Raw genomic sequence first — 14,172 nt, forward strand, 5'->3', positions numbered from 1 at the left:
CCTTGCTCACGCCCAGGCGCGCGGCCGCGGCCGTGAAGCTGCCTTGCTGCTCCAGCACCACCAGCCAGTAGAGGTGCGACCAGAGCTGTTCGGTTTTCAGTGCATCGTTGGAATTCATGCCGCCATTGTTCACCAATTTAAACAATCAATTCACGCCACGGGACTGGGCAGCGCGCCGGTGCCTGCCTACACTTTGAGCATCGCTCACCGACGACCCAAGGACTTTTCCATGAACGCAGCCATCTCGACGGCCTCCATCGCCCACTTCATCCACGGCCAGCGCGTGGCCGGCAACAGCCTGCGCACGCAGCCGGTGACCAACCCCGCGACCGGTGCCGTGACCGGCGCCGTGGCGCTGGCCAACCGTGCCGATGTGGACGCCGCCGTGGCCTCGGCCGCCGCCGCCTTCCCCGCCTGGGCCGACACGCCGCCGATCCGCCGCGCGCGCGTGATGTTCAAGTTTCTCGAGCTGGTCAACCTGCACAAGGACGAACTCGCGCATGCGATCACCGCCGAGCACGGCAAGGTGTTCACCGATGCCCAGGGCGAAGTCGCGCGCGGCATCGACATCATCGAATTCGCCTGCGGCATTCCGCAGCTGCTCAAGGGCGACTTCACCGAACAGGTGTCGACCGGCATGGACAACTGGACGCTGCGCCAGCCGCTGGGCGTGGTCGCGGGCATCACGCCGTTCAACTTCCCCGTGATGGTGCCGATGTGGATGTTCCCGGTGGCGATCGCCGCGGGCAACACCTTTGTGCTCAAGCCCAGCCCCACGGACCCGACCGCTTCGCTGCTGATGGCCGATCTGCTGAAGAAAGCCGGCCTGCCCGATGGCGTGTTCAACGTGGTCCAGGGCGACAAGGAAGCCGTGGACGCGCTGATCGAGCACCCTGATGTGAAGGCCGTGAGCTTCGTCGGCTCCACGCCCATCGCCAACTACATCTATGAAACCGGAGCGCGCCTGGGCAAGCGCGTGCAGGCGCTGGGCGGTGCGAAGAACCACATGGTGGTGATGCCCGATGCCGACATCGACCAGGTGGTCGATGCGCTGATCGGCGCGGGCTACGGCTCGGCCGGCGAGCGCTGCATGGCGATCAGCGTCGCGGTGCTGGTCGGCGATGTCGCCGACAAGGTCGTCGAGAAGCTGGTCGAACGCACGAAGACGCTCAAGGTGCTCGACGGCGAGAACCTGGCCGCCGAAATGGGCCCCATCGTGACCCAGGCCGCGCGCGCGCGCATCGAAGGCTATATCGCACTGGGCGAGCAGGAAGGCGCGCAGCTGCTGGTCGACGGCCGCGGCTTCGACGGCGCGCAGGCGGGTGCGGGCTGCGACAACGGCTTCTGGCTCGGCGGCACGCTGTTCGACCACGTAACGCCCGAAATGCGCATCTACAAGGAAGAGATCTTCGGCCCGGTGCTGGCCTGCGTGCGCGTGCCCGACTTCGCCCAGGCGGTCGATCTGGTCAATGCGCATGAGTTCGGCAACGGCGTGGCCTGCTTCACGCGCGACGGCAACGTGGCGCGCGAATTCGGCCGGCGCATCCAGGTGGGCATGGTCGGCATCAACGTGCCGATTCCCGTGCCCATGGCCTGGCAGGGCTTCGGCGGCTGGAAGAAGAGCCTGTTCGGCGACATGCACGCCTACGGCGAGGAAGGCGTGCGCTTCTACACCAAGCAAAAGAGCATCATGCAGCGCTGGCCCGAGAGCATTGGCAAGGGCGCGGAATTTGTTATGCCTACGGCGAAGTAAGCGCTGTTGGTTCGTAGTTAAGACACCCTTCGATCCTTCGACGGGCTCAGGACTCAGGGTGAACGGCTGTTTACGTTCGTCCTGAGCCTGCCTCGGCGGCCCCGTCGAAGGATGAACGTCCCTGCCTCCAGAACCCCAGCAACGGCAACCCCCGCGCATCCCCGTTAAAATCCCGGGCTAACCCCCAAGGAGCGTTGCAGCGGCGGGTCCGATCCCATCATCGGACCCACTGTCAGGCTTGGGGTTCCGTATTCCGCAACGACGCTCACCTGTTGGCCCTTGTTTTGTGCAGGTGAGTTGTATGTCGTCTGAAGTTTCCATTCCTCCGATGCGTCTGTCGGGTCTCGAGCCGGTGTTTGTCGGCGAGGACACGCTGTTCGTCAACATTGGCGAGCGCACCAATGTCACGGGCTCCAAGGCCTTTGCGCGCCTGATCCTCAACGGCCAGTTCGAGGATGCGCTGGCCGTCGCGCGCCAGCAGGTGGAAAACGGCGCCCAGGTGATCGACGTCAACATGGACGAAGCCATGCTCGACAGCGAAGCCGCGATGGTGCGCTTTCTGAACCTGATCGCGTCCGAACCCGATATCGCCCGCGTGCCCATCATGGTCGACTCGTCGAAGTGGGCGGTGATCGAGGCCGGGCTGCGCTGCATCCAGGGCAAGGGCATCGTCAATTCGATCTCGATGAAGGAAGGCCTGGAGCCGTTCAAGCACCAGGCCAAGCTGGTCAAGCGCTATGGCGCGGCGGCCGTGGTCATGGCCTTCGACGAGAAAGGCCAGGCCGATACCTTTGCGCGCAAGATCGAGATCTGCGAGCGTGCCTATCGCATCCTGGTCGACGAAGTCGGTTTCCCGCCCGAAGACATCATCTTCGATCCCAACATCTTCGCCGTCGCCACCGGCATCGAAGAGCACAACAACTACGCCGTCGACTTCATCGAAGCCGTGCGCTGGATCAAGCAGAACCTGCCCGGCGCCAAGGTGTCTGGCGGCGTGTCGAACGTGTCGTTCTCGTTCCGCGGCAACGACCCGGTGCGCGAAGCCATCCACACCGTGTTCCTGTACCACGCCATCCAGGCGGGCATGGACATGGGCATCGTCAACGCGGGCATGGTGGGCGTCTATGACGACATCGAGCCCATCCTGCGCGAGCGCGTCGAGGACGTGGTGCTCAACCGCCGGCCCGACGCGGGCGAGCGCCTGGTCGAGATCGCCGAGACCGCGCGCAGCGGCGCCAAGGACGAAAGCAAGCGCCTCGAGTGGCGCGGTAACGCCGACAACCCCGTGACCGTGGCCCAGCGCCTGGCGCACGCGCTGGTGCACGGCATCACCGACTTCATCACCGAAGACACCGAAGAGGCCTACCAGGAAGTACTGGCGCGCGGCGGTCGTCCGCTGCACGTGATCGAAGGCCCGCTGATGGCCGGCATGAACGTCGTTGGCGACCTGTTCGGCGCGGGCAAGATGTTCCTGCCCCAGGTGGTCAAGTCGGCGCGCGTGATGAAGCAGGCCGTGGCCCATCTGGTGCCCTACATCGAGGAAGAGAAGCGCCAGCAGCAGGCCGCGGGCCAGGACGTGCGCTCCAAGGGCAAGATCGTGATCGCCACCGTCAAGGGCGACGTGCACGACATCGGCAAGAACATCGTGACCGTGGTCCTGCAGTGCAACAACTTCGAAGTGGTCAACATGGGCGTGATGGTGCCCTGCCACGAAATCCTGGCCAAGGCCAAGGAAGAGGGCGCGGACATCATCGGCCTGTCGGGCCTGATCACGCCCAGCCTGGAAGAGATGCAGTACGTCGCCGGCGAAATGCAGAAGGACGAATACTTCCGCAGCCGCCAGATGCCGCTGCTGATCGGCGGCGCCACCTGCTCGCGCGTGCACACGGCCGTGAAGATCGCGCCCAAGTACGAAGGCCCGGTGATCTATGTGCCCGATGCCTCGCGCAGCGTGGGCGTGGCGCAGAGCCTGCTGGGCGATGGCCTGCAAGAGTATCTGCAGACACTGGAAGCCGACTACGACAAGGTGCGCCTGCAGCATGCGAACCGCAAGCAGGTGCCGATGTGGCCGCTGGCCAAGGTACGCGCCAACGCCACGCCCGTCGACTTCACGCGCGTGCCGCCCGCGCCGCGCGCGCTGGGCCGGCGCGTGTTCAAGAACTTCGATCTGAACGAGATCGCGCGCTTCATTGACTGGGGCCCGTTCTTCCAGACTTGGGACCTGGCCGGCCCGTACCCGGCGATTCTCGACGACGCGATCGTGGGCGAGGAAGCGCGCAAGGTCATGGCCGACGGCCAGGCGATGCTGCAGAAGATCATCAGCGGCCGCTGGCTCTCGGCCAACGGCGTGATCGGCCTGTACCCCGCCAACAGCGTGGGCGACGACATCGAGTTCTACACCGACGACAGCCGCACGGAAGTGCTGCTGACCTGGTACGGCATGCGCCAGCAGACCGAGAAGCAGGCCGTCGACGGCGTGATGCGCCCCAGCCGCTGCCTGTCTGACTTCGTCGCGCCCAAGGACAGCGGCATCAAGGATTACGCGGGCCTGTTCGCCGTCACGGCGGGCCTGGGCATGGAGAAGAAGGAACAGGAATTCATCGACCAGCTCGACGACTACTCGGGCATCCTGTTCAAGTCATTGGCCGACCGTTTGGCCGAAGCCTTTGCCGAATGCCTGCACCAGCGCGTGCGCACCGACCTGTGGGGCTATGCGCCCGGCGAGCAGCTCAGCAATGCCGAGCTGATCAAGGAAAAGTACCAGGGCATTCGCCCCGCGCCCGGCTATCCCGCGTGCCCCGACCACACCGCGAAGATCGCGCTGTTCGAGACGCTGCAATGCCCCGACATCGGCATGACGCTGACTGAGAGCCTGGCGATGATGCCCGCGTCCAGCGTCAGCGGCTTCTACCTGGGCCATCCCGAAGCGACCTACTTCAACGTGGGCCAGATCGGCGACGACCAGCTGATCGACATGGCCAAGCGCCGGGGGATGGACGAGGCGCAGTTGCGGAGTCTGCTCGCGCCTAACTTGGCCTGAGGGCAGGCCGTTCATCCTTCGACGCGGCCGGCGAGGCAGGCTCAGGACGAACGGGATTCTGCGGTTATGCCAAACCTTTAAAGGGCTGCCGACCAGGGCACTTCTGCCTTGGGACGTCCCGTCGCAAAGAAGTGGTGCAGGTTTTCCAGCACCAGATCGGCCATCGCGCGGCGCGTTTCGTGCGTGCCGCTGGCCATGTGCGGGGCCAGCACCACGTTGTCGAGCGTCAGCAGCGCGGGCAGGGGGCGGGGTTCGTCTTCGAACACATCGAGGCCAGCGCCGGCGATGCGGTTCTGCTGCAGGGCCTGCACCAGCGCCTCTTCGTCGACCACGCTGCCGCGCGCCACATTGACCAGAAAGCCCTGCGGGCCCAGTGCGTCGAGCACTTGGGCATTGACCAGATGGCGCGTGGCCGCGCCGCCGGCCGCCACCACGACCAGGTAGTCGGCCCACTCGGCCAGCTCGCGCAGCGACGCCTTGTAGGCATGGGGCGAGCCTTCGACGGGGCGGCGGTTGTGGTAGCCGACTTCCATGTCGAAGCCCGAGGCGCGGCGCGCGATGGTCGAGCCTATGCGGCCCATGCCGAAGATGCCCAGGCGCTTGCCCGAGGCCCGCGTCTGCAGGCCGAAGCGACCCTTGGTCCATTCGCCGCGGCGCACGAAGCGGTCGGAGGCGCTCAGGCCGCGCGAGACGTCGAGCAGCAGCGCGAAGGCCAGATCGGCGACGCAATCGTTGAGCACATCGGGCGTGTAGCCGACGCGCACTTTCTGTGCGACCAGCGAGGCTTCGTCGAGCGCGTCATAGCCCACGCCGAAGCTGCTCACGACCTGCAGATTGGGCAGGGCGCGCACCAGCTCGGCCTTGGCGCCCGTGCCGGCGCCGGTGACCAGGCCGACGAACTCGGCGCCATGCGCGGCGAGAAAGCCCGCGCGGTCGGCTTCCTTGTCTAGGCGGTGGATATCGAACTGTTCGGCGAGATCGCGGTCCAGCGCGGCCAGGGGCATGGCGCCGTTTTGCAGGAGACGGGGAGGACGGGACATAAGGCAATTCTTTCGGTGCGCAATGAAACATCGGTGGTCACATGACCAATGACCATTCTCGCTGCGTTTGCGGTTCGTCCTGGCCTGGCGCCACTTGTCAGGTTTATTCGCAGCTTTGGGCGGAATGGCTTGTGGAAGAGCATTTTTGATAGCGCGATGGTGCTTCATGGGTCAAGATAAGCTCCATGCCACCTCTGCTTGATTCCATTTTGCGCCGCGGGCGTGTCCTGATACGCCCCATCCAACCCTTGATCGATGCGTTCCAGCTCTGGCTCGCCGCCGATGGTCTGCGCATGAGCGCAGCGATGTCTTTCTACGGCATTCTGAGCCTCGCGCCGCTGCTGTTGCTGCTGGTCGGCCTGCTGGGCTGGTGGGTCGACCGTTCCTATGTCGAGACCAACCTGCTGGGCCAGGTGCAGGCCGTGATCGGCGAGCGCGGTGCGCAGGTGGTCAAAGCCGCGCTGGAGAGTGCACAGAAGCCGTCCGAAGGCAGCCTGGCTTCGCTGGTCGGTTTCGTGCTGCTGCTGTCGGGTGCCACCGGGGTCTTCGTCGAGCTGCAGTCGGCGCTCGAGAAGCTGTGGCAGATGGGGATGAAGGATTTGCCGGCGCAGCGCGCCGCTTGGTGGCGCATGGCGACATTGCGCCTGCGCGGCCTCGCCTATGTGCTGGCGCTGGGCTTTTTGCTGCTGGTCTCGATGGTGCTTTCCACCGCGGTGCACATGCTCACGACCTGGGCCGGAAGCCGGCTGCCCATCGTGCCTATGGCGCCGCTGATCGGCGTGATCAACGAAGGCGTGGCCTTTGCGGTCGCGGTGGCGTTGTTTGTCGGGCTGATGCGCATAGGCACGGGGCCCAAGCCCGCGCTGCGCTTTCTGCTGTTCGGCGCCGTGGTCGGCGCGACGCTGTTCACGCTGGGCAAGCAGGGCCTGGCGTTCTATCTGTCGACGGCGGCCGTGGTGTCGGCCTATGGCGCGGCGGGCTCCATCGTCGTGCTGCTGATGTGGATCTATTTTTCGTCGGCGATCTTGCTGTTCGCCGCGGCGACGGCGAAAGCGGTCTGCGACGGACACGCGAAAGAAACCGGCCGGCTGGGCCGGGTCGCGCAGCAGCCGGGCAGCAAGCTGCCCACGCATGCGGGTGAAAACATCTGAGCGCAGGCTGCGCCCAGATAGCGCCGCTTACTTTTCGACGAACGCGCGCTCGACGACGAAGTCGCCGGGCGTCGTGGTGTTGCCTTCCTTGAAGCCACGCTCTTCGAGCATGTGCTTGAGGTCGGCAAGCATCGCGGGGCTGCCGCACAGCATGATGCGGTCGGTCTCGGGATTGAGTTCGGGCAGGCCGATGTCGGCCGCGAACTTGCCGCTCTGGATCAGGTCGGTGATGCGGCCCTGGTTGCGGAAGGGTTCGCGCGTGACCGTGGGGTAGTAGATCAGCTTGTCGTGCACGATTTCGCCGAGGAATTCATGCTCGTTGAGGTCTTTCTCGAACAGCTGCTGGTAGGCGAGTTCTTCGACCTGGCGCACGCCGTGCACCACGACGGCCTTCTCGAACTTCTCATAGGTCTCGGGGTCGCGCGCGACCGACAGCCAGGGCGCGAGGCCGGTGCCGGTGCCGATCATGTAGAGGTTCTTGCCGGGCAGCAGATAGTCGATCAGCAGCGTGCCCGTGGGCTTCTTGCCGACGATGATGGTGTCGCCGACCTGGATATGCTGCAGCTTGGACGTCAGCGGGCCGTTGTCGACCTTGATCGACAGGAACTCGAGGTGTTCCTCGTAGTTCGGGCTGGCGATCGAGTAGGCGCGCAGCAGGTTCTTGCCGTCCACCTTCAGGCCGATCATCGTGAAATGGCCGTTGGAGAACCGCAGCGAGGTGTCGCGCGTGGTGGTGAAGGAAAAAAGGCGGTCGGTCCAGTGATGGACGGACAGCACGCGTTCTTCGTTGAAAGCACTCATGGCGTGAAAGAGATGTAGTGAAGCGGGAACCCGGCGTCAGACAGGTAAGGAGCTGGCTGGCGAAGCGCGGCGCAGGGCTGCGGGGCGTTCACGGGGCGGGCATCTGTCAAGCGGGCAAACCTGGACATTGTCGGGCATAAGGGGCTGTAAGGGTACATTTCATTCCAGTCCGTATTCAAACCAAGGAAATCGCATGACAAGACAAGCGTGGACGGTGGCCGCGGTGCTGGCGCTGACAGGGGGTCAGGCAGGCGCGCAAGGCGTGATCAAAATCGGTGAAATCAACAGCTACAAGGCCATGCCGGCCTTCCTCGAGCCCTACAAGAAGGGCATGGAGCTGGCGGTCGAACAGATCAACGCCGGCGGCGGCATCGCGGGCAAGAAACTGGAGCTCGTGACCCGCGACGACAACGGCAATCCCGGCGACGCGGTGCGCGCGGCCGAGGAGCTGTATGCGCGCGAAAAGATCGACGTGCTCACCGGCAGCTTCCTGTCGCATGTGGGCCTGGCGCTGACCGATTACGCGCAGCAGAAAAAGCGCTTCTTCCTTGCGTCCGAAACCCTTACCGACAAGGTGGTCTGGGCCCAGGGCAACCGCTACACCTACCGCCTGCGCGGCTCGACCTACATGCAGGTCGCGATGCTGGTGCCCGAGGCCGCGAAGCTGAAGAAAAAGCGCTGGGCCATCGTCTACCCCAACTACGAATACGGCCAGTCGGCGGTGGCGACGTTCAAGAAGCTGCTCAAGGAGGCCCAGCCCGATGTCGAGTTCGTCGCCGAGCAGGCACCCGCGCTGGGCAAGATCGACGCCGGCAGCGTGGTGCAGGCGCTGGCCGATGCCAAGCCCGACGCGATCTTCAACGTGCTGTTCTCCGCCGACCTGGGCAAGTTCGTGCGCGAAGGCAATACGCGCGGCCTGTTCAAGGACCGCGAAGTCGTGGGCCTGCTGACCGGCGAGCCCGAATACCTCGAGCCGCTGAAGAAGGAAGCGCCGCTGGGCTGGATCGTGACCGGCTACCCCTGGTACGCCATCAAGACGCCCGAGCACCAGGCCTTCATCAAGGCCTACCAGGACAAGTACAAGGAGCACCCGCGCCTGGGCACCATCGTCGGCTACGGCGCGATCAAGTCGCTGGAAGCCGGCCTGCGCAAGACCGGCGGCAGCGCCGACACCGAGAAGCTGATCGCGGCGTTCAAGGGCTTGCAGGTCGACATTCCGTTCGGCCGCATCACCTACCGGCCCGAGGACAATCAGTCGACCATGGGCGCCTATGTGGGCAAGACCGCGTATGACGAGCGGCTGCAGCATGGCGTGATGGTCGATTTCCACTATGCCGATGGCAAGGATTACCAGCCTTCCAACGAAGCCGTGCGTCAATTGCGTCCCGCAGGACGCTGACCTGCCTTTGCCGGCCCGCTGCGCGCGGGCCGGTCTGAATTCCATGCCCGATTTCGAGAACGCCAAGGAAGCGCGATGAGCCTGTCCGGACTGCTGGTGCAACTGCTCAATGGCCTGGCCAGCGCGTCGTCGCTGTTCCTGGTGTCGGTGGGGCTGTCGCTGATTTTCGGCGTCACGCGCACGATCAACTTCGCGCATGGCTCGTTCTACATGCTGGGCCTCTACGTCGCCTATTCGCTGGTCGGTCTGCTGGGCAGCCATATCGGCTTCTGGCCCGCGCTGCTGCTCGCGCCGCTGGTCACGGCGGCGCTGGGCGCGCTGGTCGAGATGCTGCTGCTGCGGCGCATCTACAAGGCGCCCGAACTGTTCCAGCTGCTGGCCACGTTCGCGCTGGTGCTGGTGATCAAGGACGCGGCGCTGTGGCTCTGGGGCCCCGAGGAGCTGTTCGGGCCGCGCGCGCCCGGGCTCGAAGGCGCGGTCGATATCCTGGGTCGGCAGTTTCCGGTCTACGACCTGCTGCTGATCGCGGTCGGTCCCGTGGTGCTGGGTCTGCTCACGCTGCTGCTCACGCGCACGCGCTGGGGCACGCTGGTGCGCGCCGCCACGCAGGACCGCGAAATGGTCGGCTCCCTGGGCGTCAACCAGGCCTGGCTGTTCACCGCGGTGTTCGCGCTGGGCACGCTGCTCGCGGGCCTGGGTGGCGCGCTGCAGCTGCCGCGCGAGCCCGCGCATCTGGACATGGATTTGCTGACGATAGGCGCGGCGTTTGTCGTGGTCGTGGTCGGCGGCATGGGCTCGATTCCGGGCGCGTTCGTCGCGGCGCTGCTGATCGCCGAACTCAAGGCCATCTGCATCTGGCTGGGCCTGGTCGAAATCGGCGGCGTCGCGATCTCTTTTTCCAAGCTGACGCTGGTCGTCGAATTCGTCGTCATGGCCGTGGTGCTGGTCTGGCGCCCCTGGGGCCTGATGGGCAGACCGCAGGCCACGGCGCGCGCGCTGGGTGACGCCGAAGCGCCGCTCGTGCCCGCGGGCGCGCGCGGCCGGGCCGCGAGATGGGACCGCCTGGCGCTGCGGGCCGCGCTGCCGCTGATCGCGGGCGAGAGCAGCTACGCGCTGGTGCTGCTGACCGACATCTTCATCATGGCGCTGTTTGCCGCGAGCCTGCACGCGCTGCTCGGACCCGGCGGCATGCATTCGTTCGGCCACGCGGCCTACTTCGGCCTGGGCGCGTACGCGGCGGCCCTGCTGGTGCGCTCCAGCGGCCTGCCCATGGAGGCCGCGCTGCTGCTTTCTCCGTTGTGCGCGGCCGGCGGAGCCTTGCTATTCGGCTGGTTCTGCGTGCGGCTGTCGGGCGTGTACCTGACCATGCTCACGCTGGCGTTCGCGCAGATCACCTGGGCCATCTGCTTCCAGTGGGACGCGGTCACGGGCGGCAGCAACGGCCTCACGGGCGTCTGGCCCAGCGAATGGGCGACGCAGGGCGCGGCCTACTACTGGCTCACGCTGGCCCTGGTCGCCGTCGCGGTCTGGCTGCTGCGGCGCATGCTGTTCGCGCCGCTGGGCTATGCCTTGCGCGCCACGCGCGACTCGGCGCTGCGCGCCGAAGCCATTGGCATCGATGTGCGCGGCGTGCAGTGGGCGGGCTTTGTGATCGCCGGCCTCTGGGCCGGGCTCGCGGGCGCGCTGTTCGTGTTCTCCAAGGGCAGCATTTCGCCCGACAGCCTGTCGGTCACCAAGTCGGTCGATGGCCTGGTGATGGTGCTGCTGGGCGGCGTGCAGACGCTGGCCGGGCCGCTGGTGGGCGCGGGCGTGTTCACCTGGCTGCACGACACCATTGCGCGCGAGACCGATTACTGGCGCGCGCTGCTGGGCGGCGTGATGCTGCTGCTGGTGCTGATCTTTCCGCAAGGTATCGCGGGCTTCGCGCGCCAGCTGTGGGGCACCTGGCAACGTGCGGAGGGCCGCGCATGAGCCTGCTTGAAGTACAGGGCCTGGGCAAGGCCTTTGGCGGCGTCAAGGCCGTCGACGGCGTGGGCTTCGCGCTGGAAAAAGGCGAGCTGCTGGCGCTGATAGGCCCCAACGGCGCGGGCAAGTCGACGACCTTCAATCTGGTCGGCGGCCAGCTCGCACCCGACAGCGGCTCGGTGCGGCTCGCGGGCCAGGAGATCGCGGGTCTGTCGCCGCGCGCGGTCTGGCGCCGCGGCGTGGGCCGCACTTTCCAGATCGCCGCGACGTTCGCTTCGCTGAGCGTGGTCGAGAACGTGCAGATGGCGCTGCTGTCGGCCGACCGCAAGGTGTTCGCATTCTGGCGCCGCGCGGCCGGCCACCGGCGCACCGATGCGCTGGCCCTGCTCGAGCGCGTGGGCATGGCGGCCCAGGCCGATCGGCCCTGCAGCGCGCTGGCCTATGGCGACGTCAAGCGCGTGGAACTCGCGATGGCGCTGGCCCATGCGCCGCAGCTGCTGCTGATGGACGAACCCACGGCCGGCATGGCGCCGGCCGAACGGCTGGCGCTGATGGCGCTCACGCGCGCGCTGGCCAAGGAGCGGCAGATGGGCGTGCTGTTCACCGAACACAGCATGGACGTGGTGTTCGGCCAGGCCGACCGCGTGCTGGTGCTGGTGCGCGGCCGGCTGCTGGCCGAAGGCCGGCCCGAAGCGATACAGCGCGATCCGCGCGTGCAGCAGGCCTATCTGGGCCATGGACAGATTCTCGGAAAGCGCAGGCCATGACCGCACCTCTTCTCGAAGTCAGCGGCCTCAACGGCTGGTACGGTGCCGCCCATATCCTGCGCGACATCGCGCTCAATGTGGGGCCGGGCGAAGTCGTGGCGCTGATGGGCCGCAACGGTGCGGGCAAGTCGACCACGCTCAAGGCGATTGCCGGGTTGCTGGCGCGCAGCAGCGGCGAAGTCGCCTGCATGGGCCGGTCGATTGCGGGCTGGCCCGCGTTTCGCATCGCGCGGCTGGGCCTGGGCTATGTGCCTGAAGACCGGCGCATCTTCACCGATCTCACGGTGCGCGAAAACCTCGAAGTCGGTCGCCAGCCGCCGCGCCACTGGCCCGACGGCAGCGCCGCGCCGCACTGGACGCCCGAGCGGCTGTTCACGCTGTTTCCCAACCTCGGCGAAATGCCCGATAGGCTGGGCGGGCGCATGAGCGGCGGCGAGCAGCAGATGCTGTCGGTGGCGCGCACGCTGATGGGCCAGCCGCTGCTGGTGCTGCTCGACGAGCCGTCGGAAGGCGTTGCGCCGCTGATCGTCGAGCAGATGGCGCAGACCATTCTCGCGCTCAAGGACCAGGGCATAGGCATTCTGCTGTCGGAGCAGAACCTGCCGTTTTGCGAAGCCGTTGCCGACCGCGCCTACGTGCTCGAAAAAGGCCAGATTTGCTACGCCAGCAGCATGGCCGAACTCCAGGACAACCTGGCCGTGCGCCAGGCCTATCTGGGCATTTGAGTAGTTCTAGAGTGGCTAAGACAAGCCAGCAAATCGCAGATTTGCGGTTGAAGCTAGGCGCGGCCGGCCAGGCGCGTTGCCGCAGACAGTGCGAATAGCACGGCAAGGCAACGCAACGACGCTTCAAGGCTTGTATTAGCCACTCAACGCCGGCCGCTGGCCCAGGCCAGCAGCGTGCCCAACGCAAGCAGGCCCGCGGCCAGCGCGAACAGCGGCTGGTAGATGTGCGACTGCGCGTAGAGCCAGGCCATTCCCGTGCCCGACAGCGCCTGGGCCGTGGCGAATACCGCGGTCGCATAGCCCCACACGCGCTTGTGCGCCAGCGGCCCGACGAGCTGCAGCAGCCGCCCCGATGTGAGCGCCGCGATGCCCGGCGACAGCGCGCCGACAATGAATGAAGACACGCCATAGGCCACGAGCTGCAGCAGGGGCGCGGGCCCCGACAGCAGCAGCCAGGGCAGGGCCACGGGAATGCACACGGCCGCGGTCTTGAGCGCCATGCCGCCGACCACGGCGCGGTGCCAGTCCCAGCGCGCGGCGCAGGCCGCAGTGGCGATGGGGCCCAGCAGCGCCCCCAGGCCGAACAGCCCCCATTGCAGCGCGCCGAAGGCCGTTCCCAGTTCGCGTTCGCGCGCGAGGTAGTCAACCCAGAACACGGTATGCGGCACAAAGCCCGCGGCGTCGCAGGCATAGGCGGCCATGAGCCACAGCACGGGCAGCAGCCATAGCCGGCCGGTTGTTGGCGGGGTCAGCGGTGCGGCGGGCGCCGCGGGCTGCAGGCGTACGAGCTGCGCCGCGGCCGCGGGAATCTGCCGGCTGGCGCGCCAGCCCCAGAAGCCGCACAGCGCCGACACCAGCGCCAGCGCGGCCCAGGTCCAGGGAAGGTCCAGCCGCACCAGTGCCGGTATCAGCGTGGCCGACAGCAGCGCGCCCACGCCCACGCCCGCGAACAGCACGGGACCGAGCACCGCGCGCCGCGCCGGGGGCAGCGCCGCCATCGCCGCCGACGGGCCGACGACCATCAGCACCGCGGCGGCGATGCCCGCCAGGCAGCGCCAGGCAAAGAACGTGACGAACGGCTGGGGCAGGGCCGACAGCGCAAAGCTCAGCGTCACCGCGATGAAGCTGCCCAGCAGCACGCGCGGCACGCTCCAGCGCTCGGTGAGCCAATGCGCACCGAGCGCGCCCACCAGATACCCCAGCAGCGTCGCCGCGCCCAGGTAGGCGGCCTGGTCGGCGCTGAACCAATGCGCCTGCACCAGCGCCGGCATCAGTGCGGTAAAGGCCATGCGGCTCAGGCCCACGCCGCACAGCGTGCTCAGCAGTCCGGTCAACAGCAGCGGAAGTTCGTGGCGGTGGATCAAGGCAGGCCCGGGTAAATGGCGCGGCACGGCGCCGCGCTCGCAGCTTGCGCGCTCCAGGGCCCAATGGCAAGCGGCGGCTGTCGCCGGCGCAGCAAACTTCATGAAGATTGCATGCAAGCGCTTCAGGGTGGCGGCACTTTCATCGTTTGCGGCTTCTCTACATGCTT

At 66.7% G+C, this 14,172-nt stretch carries 10 protein-coding genes, 1 pseudogene and 1 riboswitch; of the genes and pseudogenes, 7 read left to right on the plus strand and 4 right to left on the minus strand.

The genetic code is table 11. The annotated features are described in order from the left end of the window. Positions 1-118, minus strand: a pseudogene (locus KHY18_RS27215) (LysR family transcriptional regulator); the annotation flags it as partial. A 111-nt stretch (positions 119-229) separates the two neighbouring features. Between KHY18_RS27215 and KHY18_RS25315 the strand changes: the two are divergent. Both KHY18_RS25315 and metH read left to right on the plus strand, forming a co-directional pair. Further along, positions 230-1,753: a CoA-acylating methylmalonate-semialdehyde dehydrogenase gene (locus tag KHY18_RS25315; protein ID WP_213306700.1), complete on the plus strand. Its 1,524-nt coding sequence runs from the start codon at positions 230-232 to the stop codon at positions 1,751-1,753. Positions 1,754-1,933: 180 nt separating this feature from the next. Next, positions 1,934-2,027: riboswitch (S-adenosyl-L-homocysteine riboswitch) on the plus strand. 27 nt (positions 2,028-2,054) lie between these two features. After that, positions 2,055-4,793 (plus strand): methionine synthase, encoded by a 2,739-nt coding sequence (gene metH, locus KHY18_RS25320; RefSeq protein WP_213306702.1) that lies wholly within the window; start codon positions 2,055-2,057, stop codon positions 4,791-4,793. Positions 4,794-4,870: 77 nt separating this feature from the next. On the opposite strand, the gene KHY18_RS25325 is transcribed toward metH, so the two are convergent. Beyond that, the gene (locus KHY18_RS25325; protein WP_213306704.1) at positions 4,871-5,833 is read right to left on the minus strand and encodes a 2-hydroxyacid dehydrogenase; all 963 of its coding nucleotides are present in this window, start codon (positions 5,831-5,833) and stop codon (positions 4,871-4,873) included. Positions 5,834-6,018: 185 nt separating this feature from the next. Between KHY18_RS25325 and KHY18_RS25330 the strand changes: the two genes are divergently transcribed. Continuing rightward, a complete protein-coding gene (locus KHY18_RS25330; RefSeq protein WP_213306706.1) occupies positions 6,019-6,984 on the plus strand; it encodes a YihY/virulence factor BrkB family protein in 966 nt (321 codons plus the stop codon). 27 nt (positions 6,985-7,011) lie between these two features. Here KHY18_RS25330 and KHY18_RS25335 read toward each other — a convergent pair whose 3' ends face one another. Next, positions 7,012-7,785, minus strand: coding sequence for a ferredoxin--NADP reductase (locus KHY18_RS25335; protein WP_213306708.1), 774 nt, complete (start codon positions 7,783-7,785; stop codon positions 7,012-7,014). 193 nt (positions 7,786-7,978) lie between these two features. Between KHY18_RS25335 and KHY18_RS25340 the strand changes: the two genes are divergently transcribed. The 4 genes from KHY18_RS25340 to KHY18_RS25355 all read left to right on the plus strand — a co-directional run bounded on the left by KHY18_RS25340 (position 7,979) and on the right by KHY18_RS25355 (position 12,641). Beyond that, entirely contained in the window at positions 7,979-9,184 is a 1,206-nt protein-coding gene (locus tag KHY18_RS25340) for an ABC transporter substrate-binding protein (protein ID WP_213306711.1), read from the plus strand. A gap of 75 nt (positions 9,185-9,259) precedes the next feature. Further along, the gene (locus KHY18_RS25345; RefSeq protein ID WP_213306713.1) at positions 9,260-11,155 is read left to right on the plus strand and encodes an ABC transporter permease; all 1,896 of its coding nucleotides are present in this window, start codon (positions 9,260-9,262) and stop codon (positions 11,153-11,155) included. Then, positions 11,152-11,916: an ABC transporter ATP-binding protein gene (locus KHY18_RS25350; RefSeq protein WP_213306716.1), complete on the plus strand. Its 765-nt coding sequence runs from the start codon at positions 11,152-11,154 to the stop codon at positions 11,914-11,916. The genes KHY18_RS25345 and KHY18_RS25350 overlap by 4 nt, the downstream gene beginning before the upstream one ends. Next, complete coding sequence (locus tag KHY18_RS25355; protein WP_213306719.1) at positions 11,913-12,641, plus strand: ABC transporter ATP-binding protein; 729 nt, start codon at positions 11,913-11,915, stop codon at positions 12,639-12,641. Before KHY18_RS25350 ends, KHY18_RS25355 begins: the two co-directional genes overlap by 4 nt. Before the next feature lie 143 nt (positions 12,642-12,784). Here KHY18_RS25355 and KHY18_RS25360 read toward each other — a convergent pair whose 3' ends face one another. After that, positions 12,785-14,005: a YbfB/YjiJ family MFS transporter gene (locus KHY18_RS25360; protein WP_213306722.1), complete on the minus strand. Its 1,221-nt coding sequence runs from the start codon at positions 14,003-14,005 to the stop codon at positions 12,785-12,787. Positions 14,006-14,172: the final 167 nt, after the last annotated feature.

The sequence above is a fragment of the Acidovorax sp. CCYZU-2555 genome (genome assembly GCF_018413525.1).
Taxonomy (GTDB): Bacteria; Pseudomonadota; Gammaproteobacteria; order Burkholderiales; family Burkholderiaceae_C; genus Comamonas.

What these genes read in the sequence shown, in the direction of transcription:
- KHY18_RS25355 (WP_213306719.1), top strand. Translation starts at nt 11,913, where the DNA reads ATGACCGCACCTCTTCTCGAAGTCAGCGGCCTCAACGGCTGGTACGGT.
- KHY18_RS25350 (WP_213306716.1), top strand. Translation starts at nt 11,152, where the DNA reads ATGAGCCTGCTTGAAGTACAGGGCCTGGGCAAGGCCTTTGGCGGCGTC.
- KHY18_RS25325 (WP_213306704.1), bottom strand. Translation starts at nt 5,833, where the DNA reads ATGTCCCGTCCTCCCCGTCTCCTGCAAAACGGCGCCATGCCCCTGGCC.
- KHY18_RS25340 (WP_213306711.1), top strand. Translation starts at nt 7,979, where the DNA reads ATGACAAGACAAGCGTGGACGGTGGCCGCGGTGCTGGCGCTGACAGGG.
- KHY18_RS25315 (WP_213306700.1), top strand. Translation starts at nt 230, where the DNA reads ATGAACGCAGCCATCTCGACGGCCTCCATCGCCCACTTCATCCACGGC.
- KHY18_RS25335 (WP_213306708.1), bottom strand. Translation starts at nt 7,785, where the DNA reads ATGAGTGCTTTCAACGAAGAACGCGTGCTGTCCGTCCATCACTGGACC.
- KHY18_RS25330 (WP_213306706.1), top strand. Translation starts at nt 6,019, where the DNA reads ATGCCACCTCTGCTTGATTCCATTTTGCGCCGCGGGCGTGTCCTGATA.
- KHY18_RS25345 (WP_213306713.1), top strand. Translation starts at nt 9,260, where the DNA reads ATGAGCCTGTCCGGACTGCTGGTGCAACTGCTCAATGGCCTGGCCAGC.
- metH (WP_213306702.1), top strand. Translation starts at nt 2,055, where the DNA reads ATGTCGTCTGAAGTTTCCATTCCTCCGATGCGTCTGTCGGGTCTCGAG.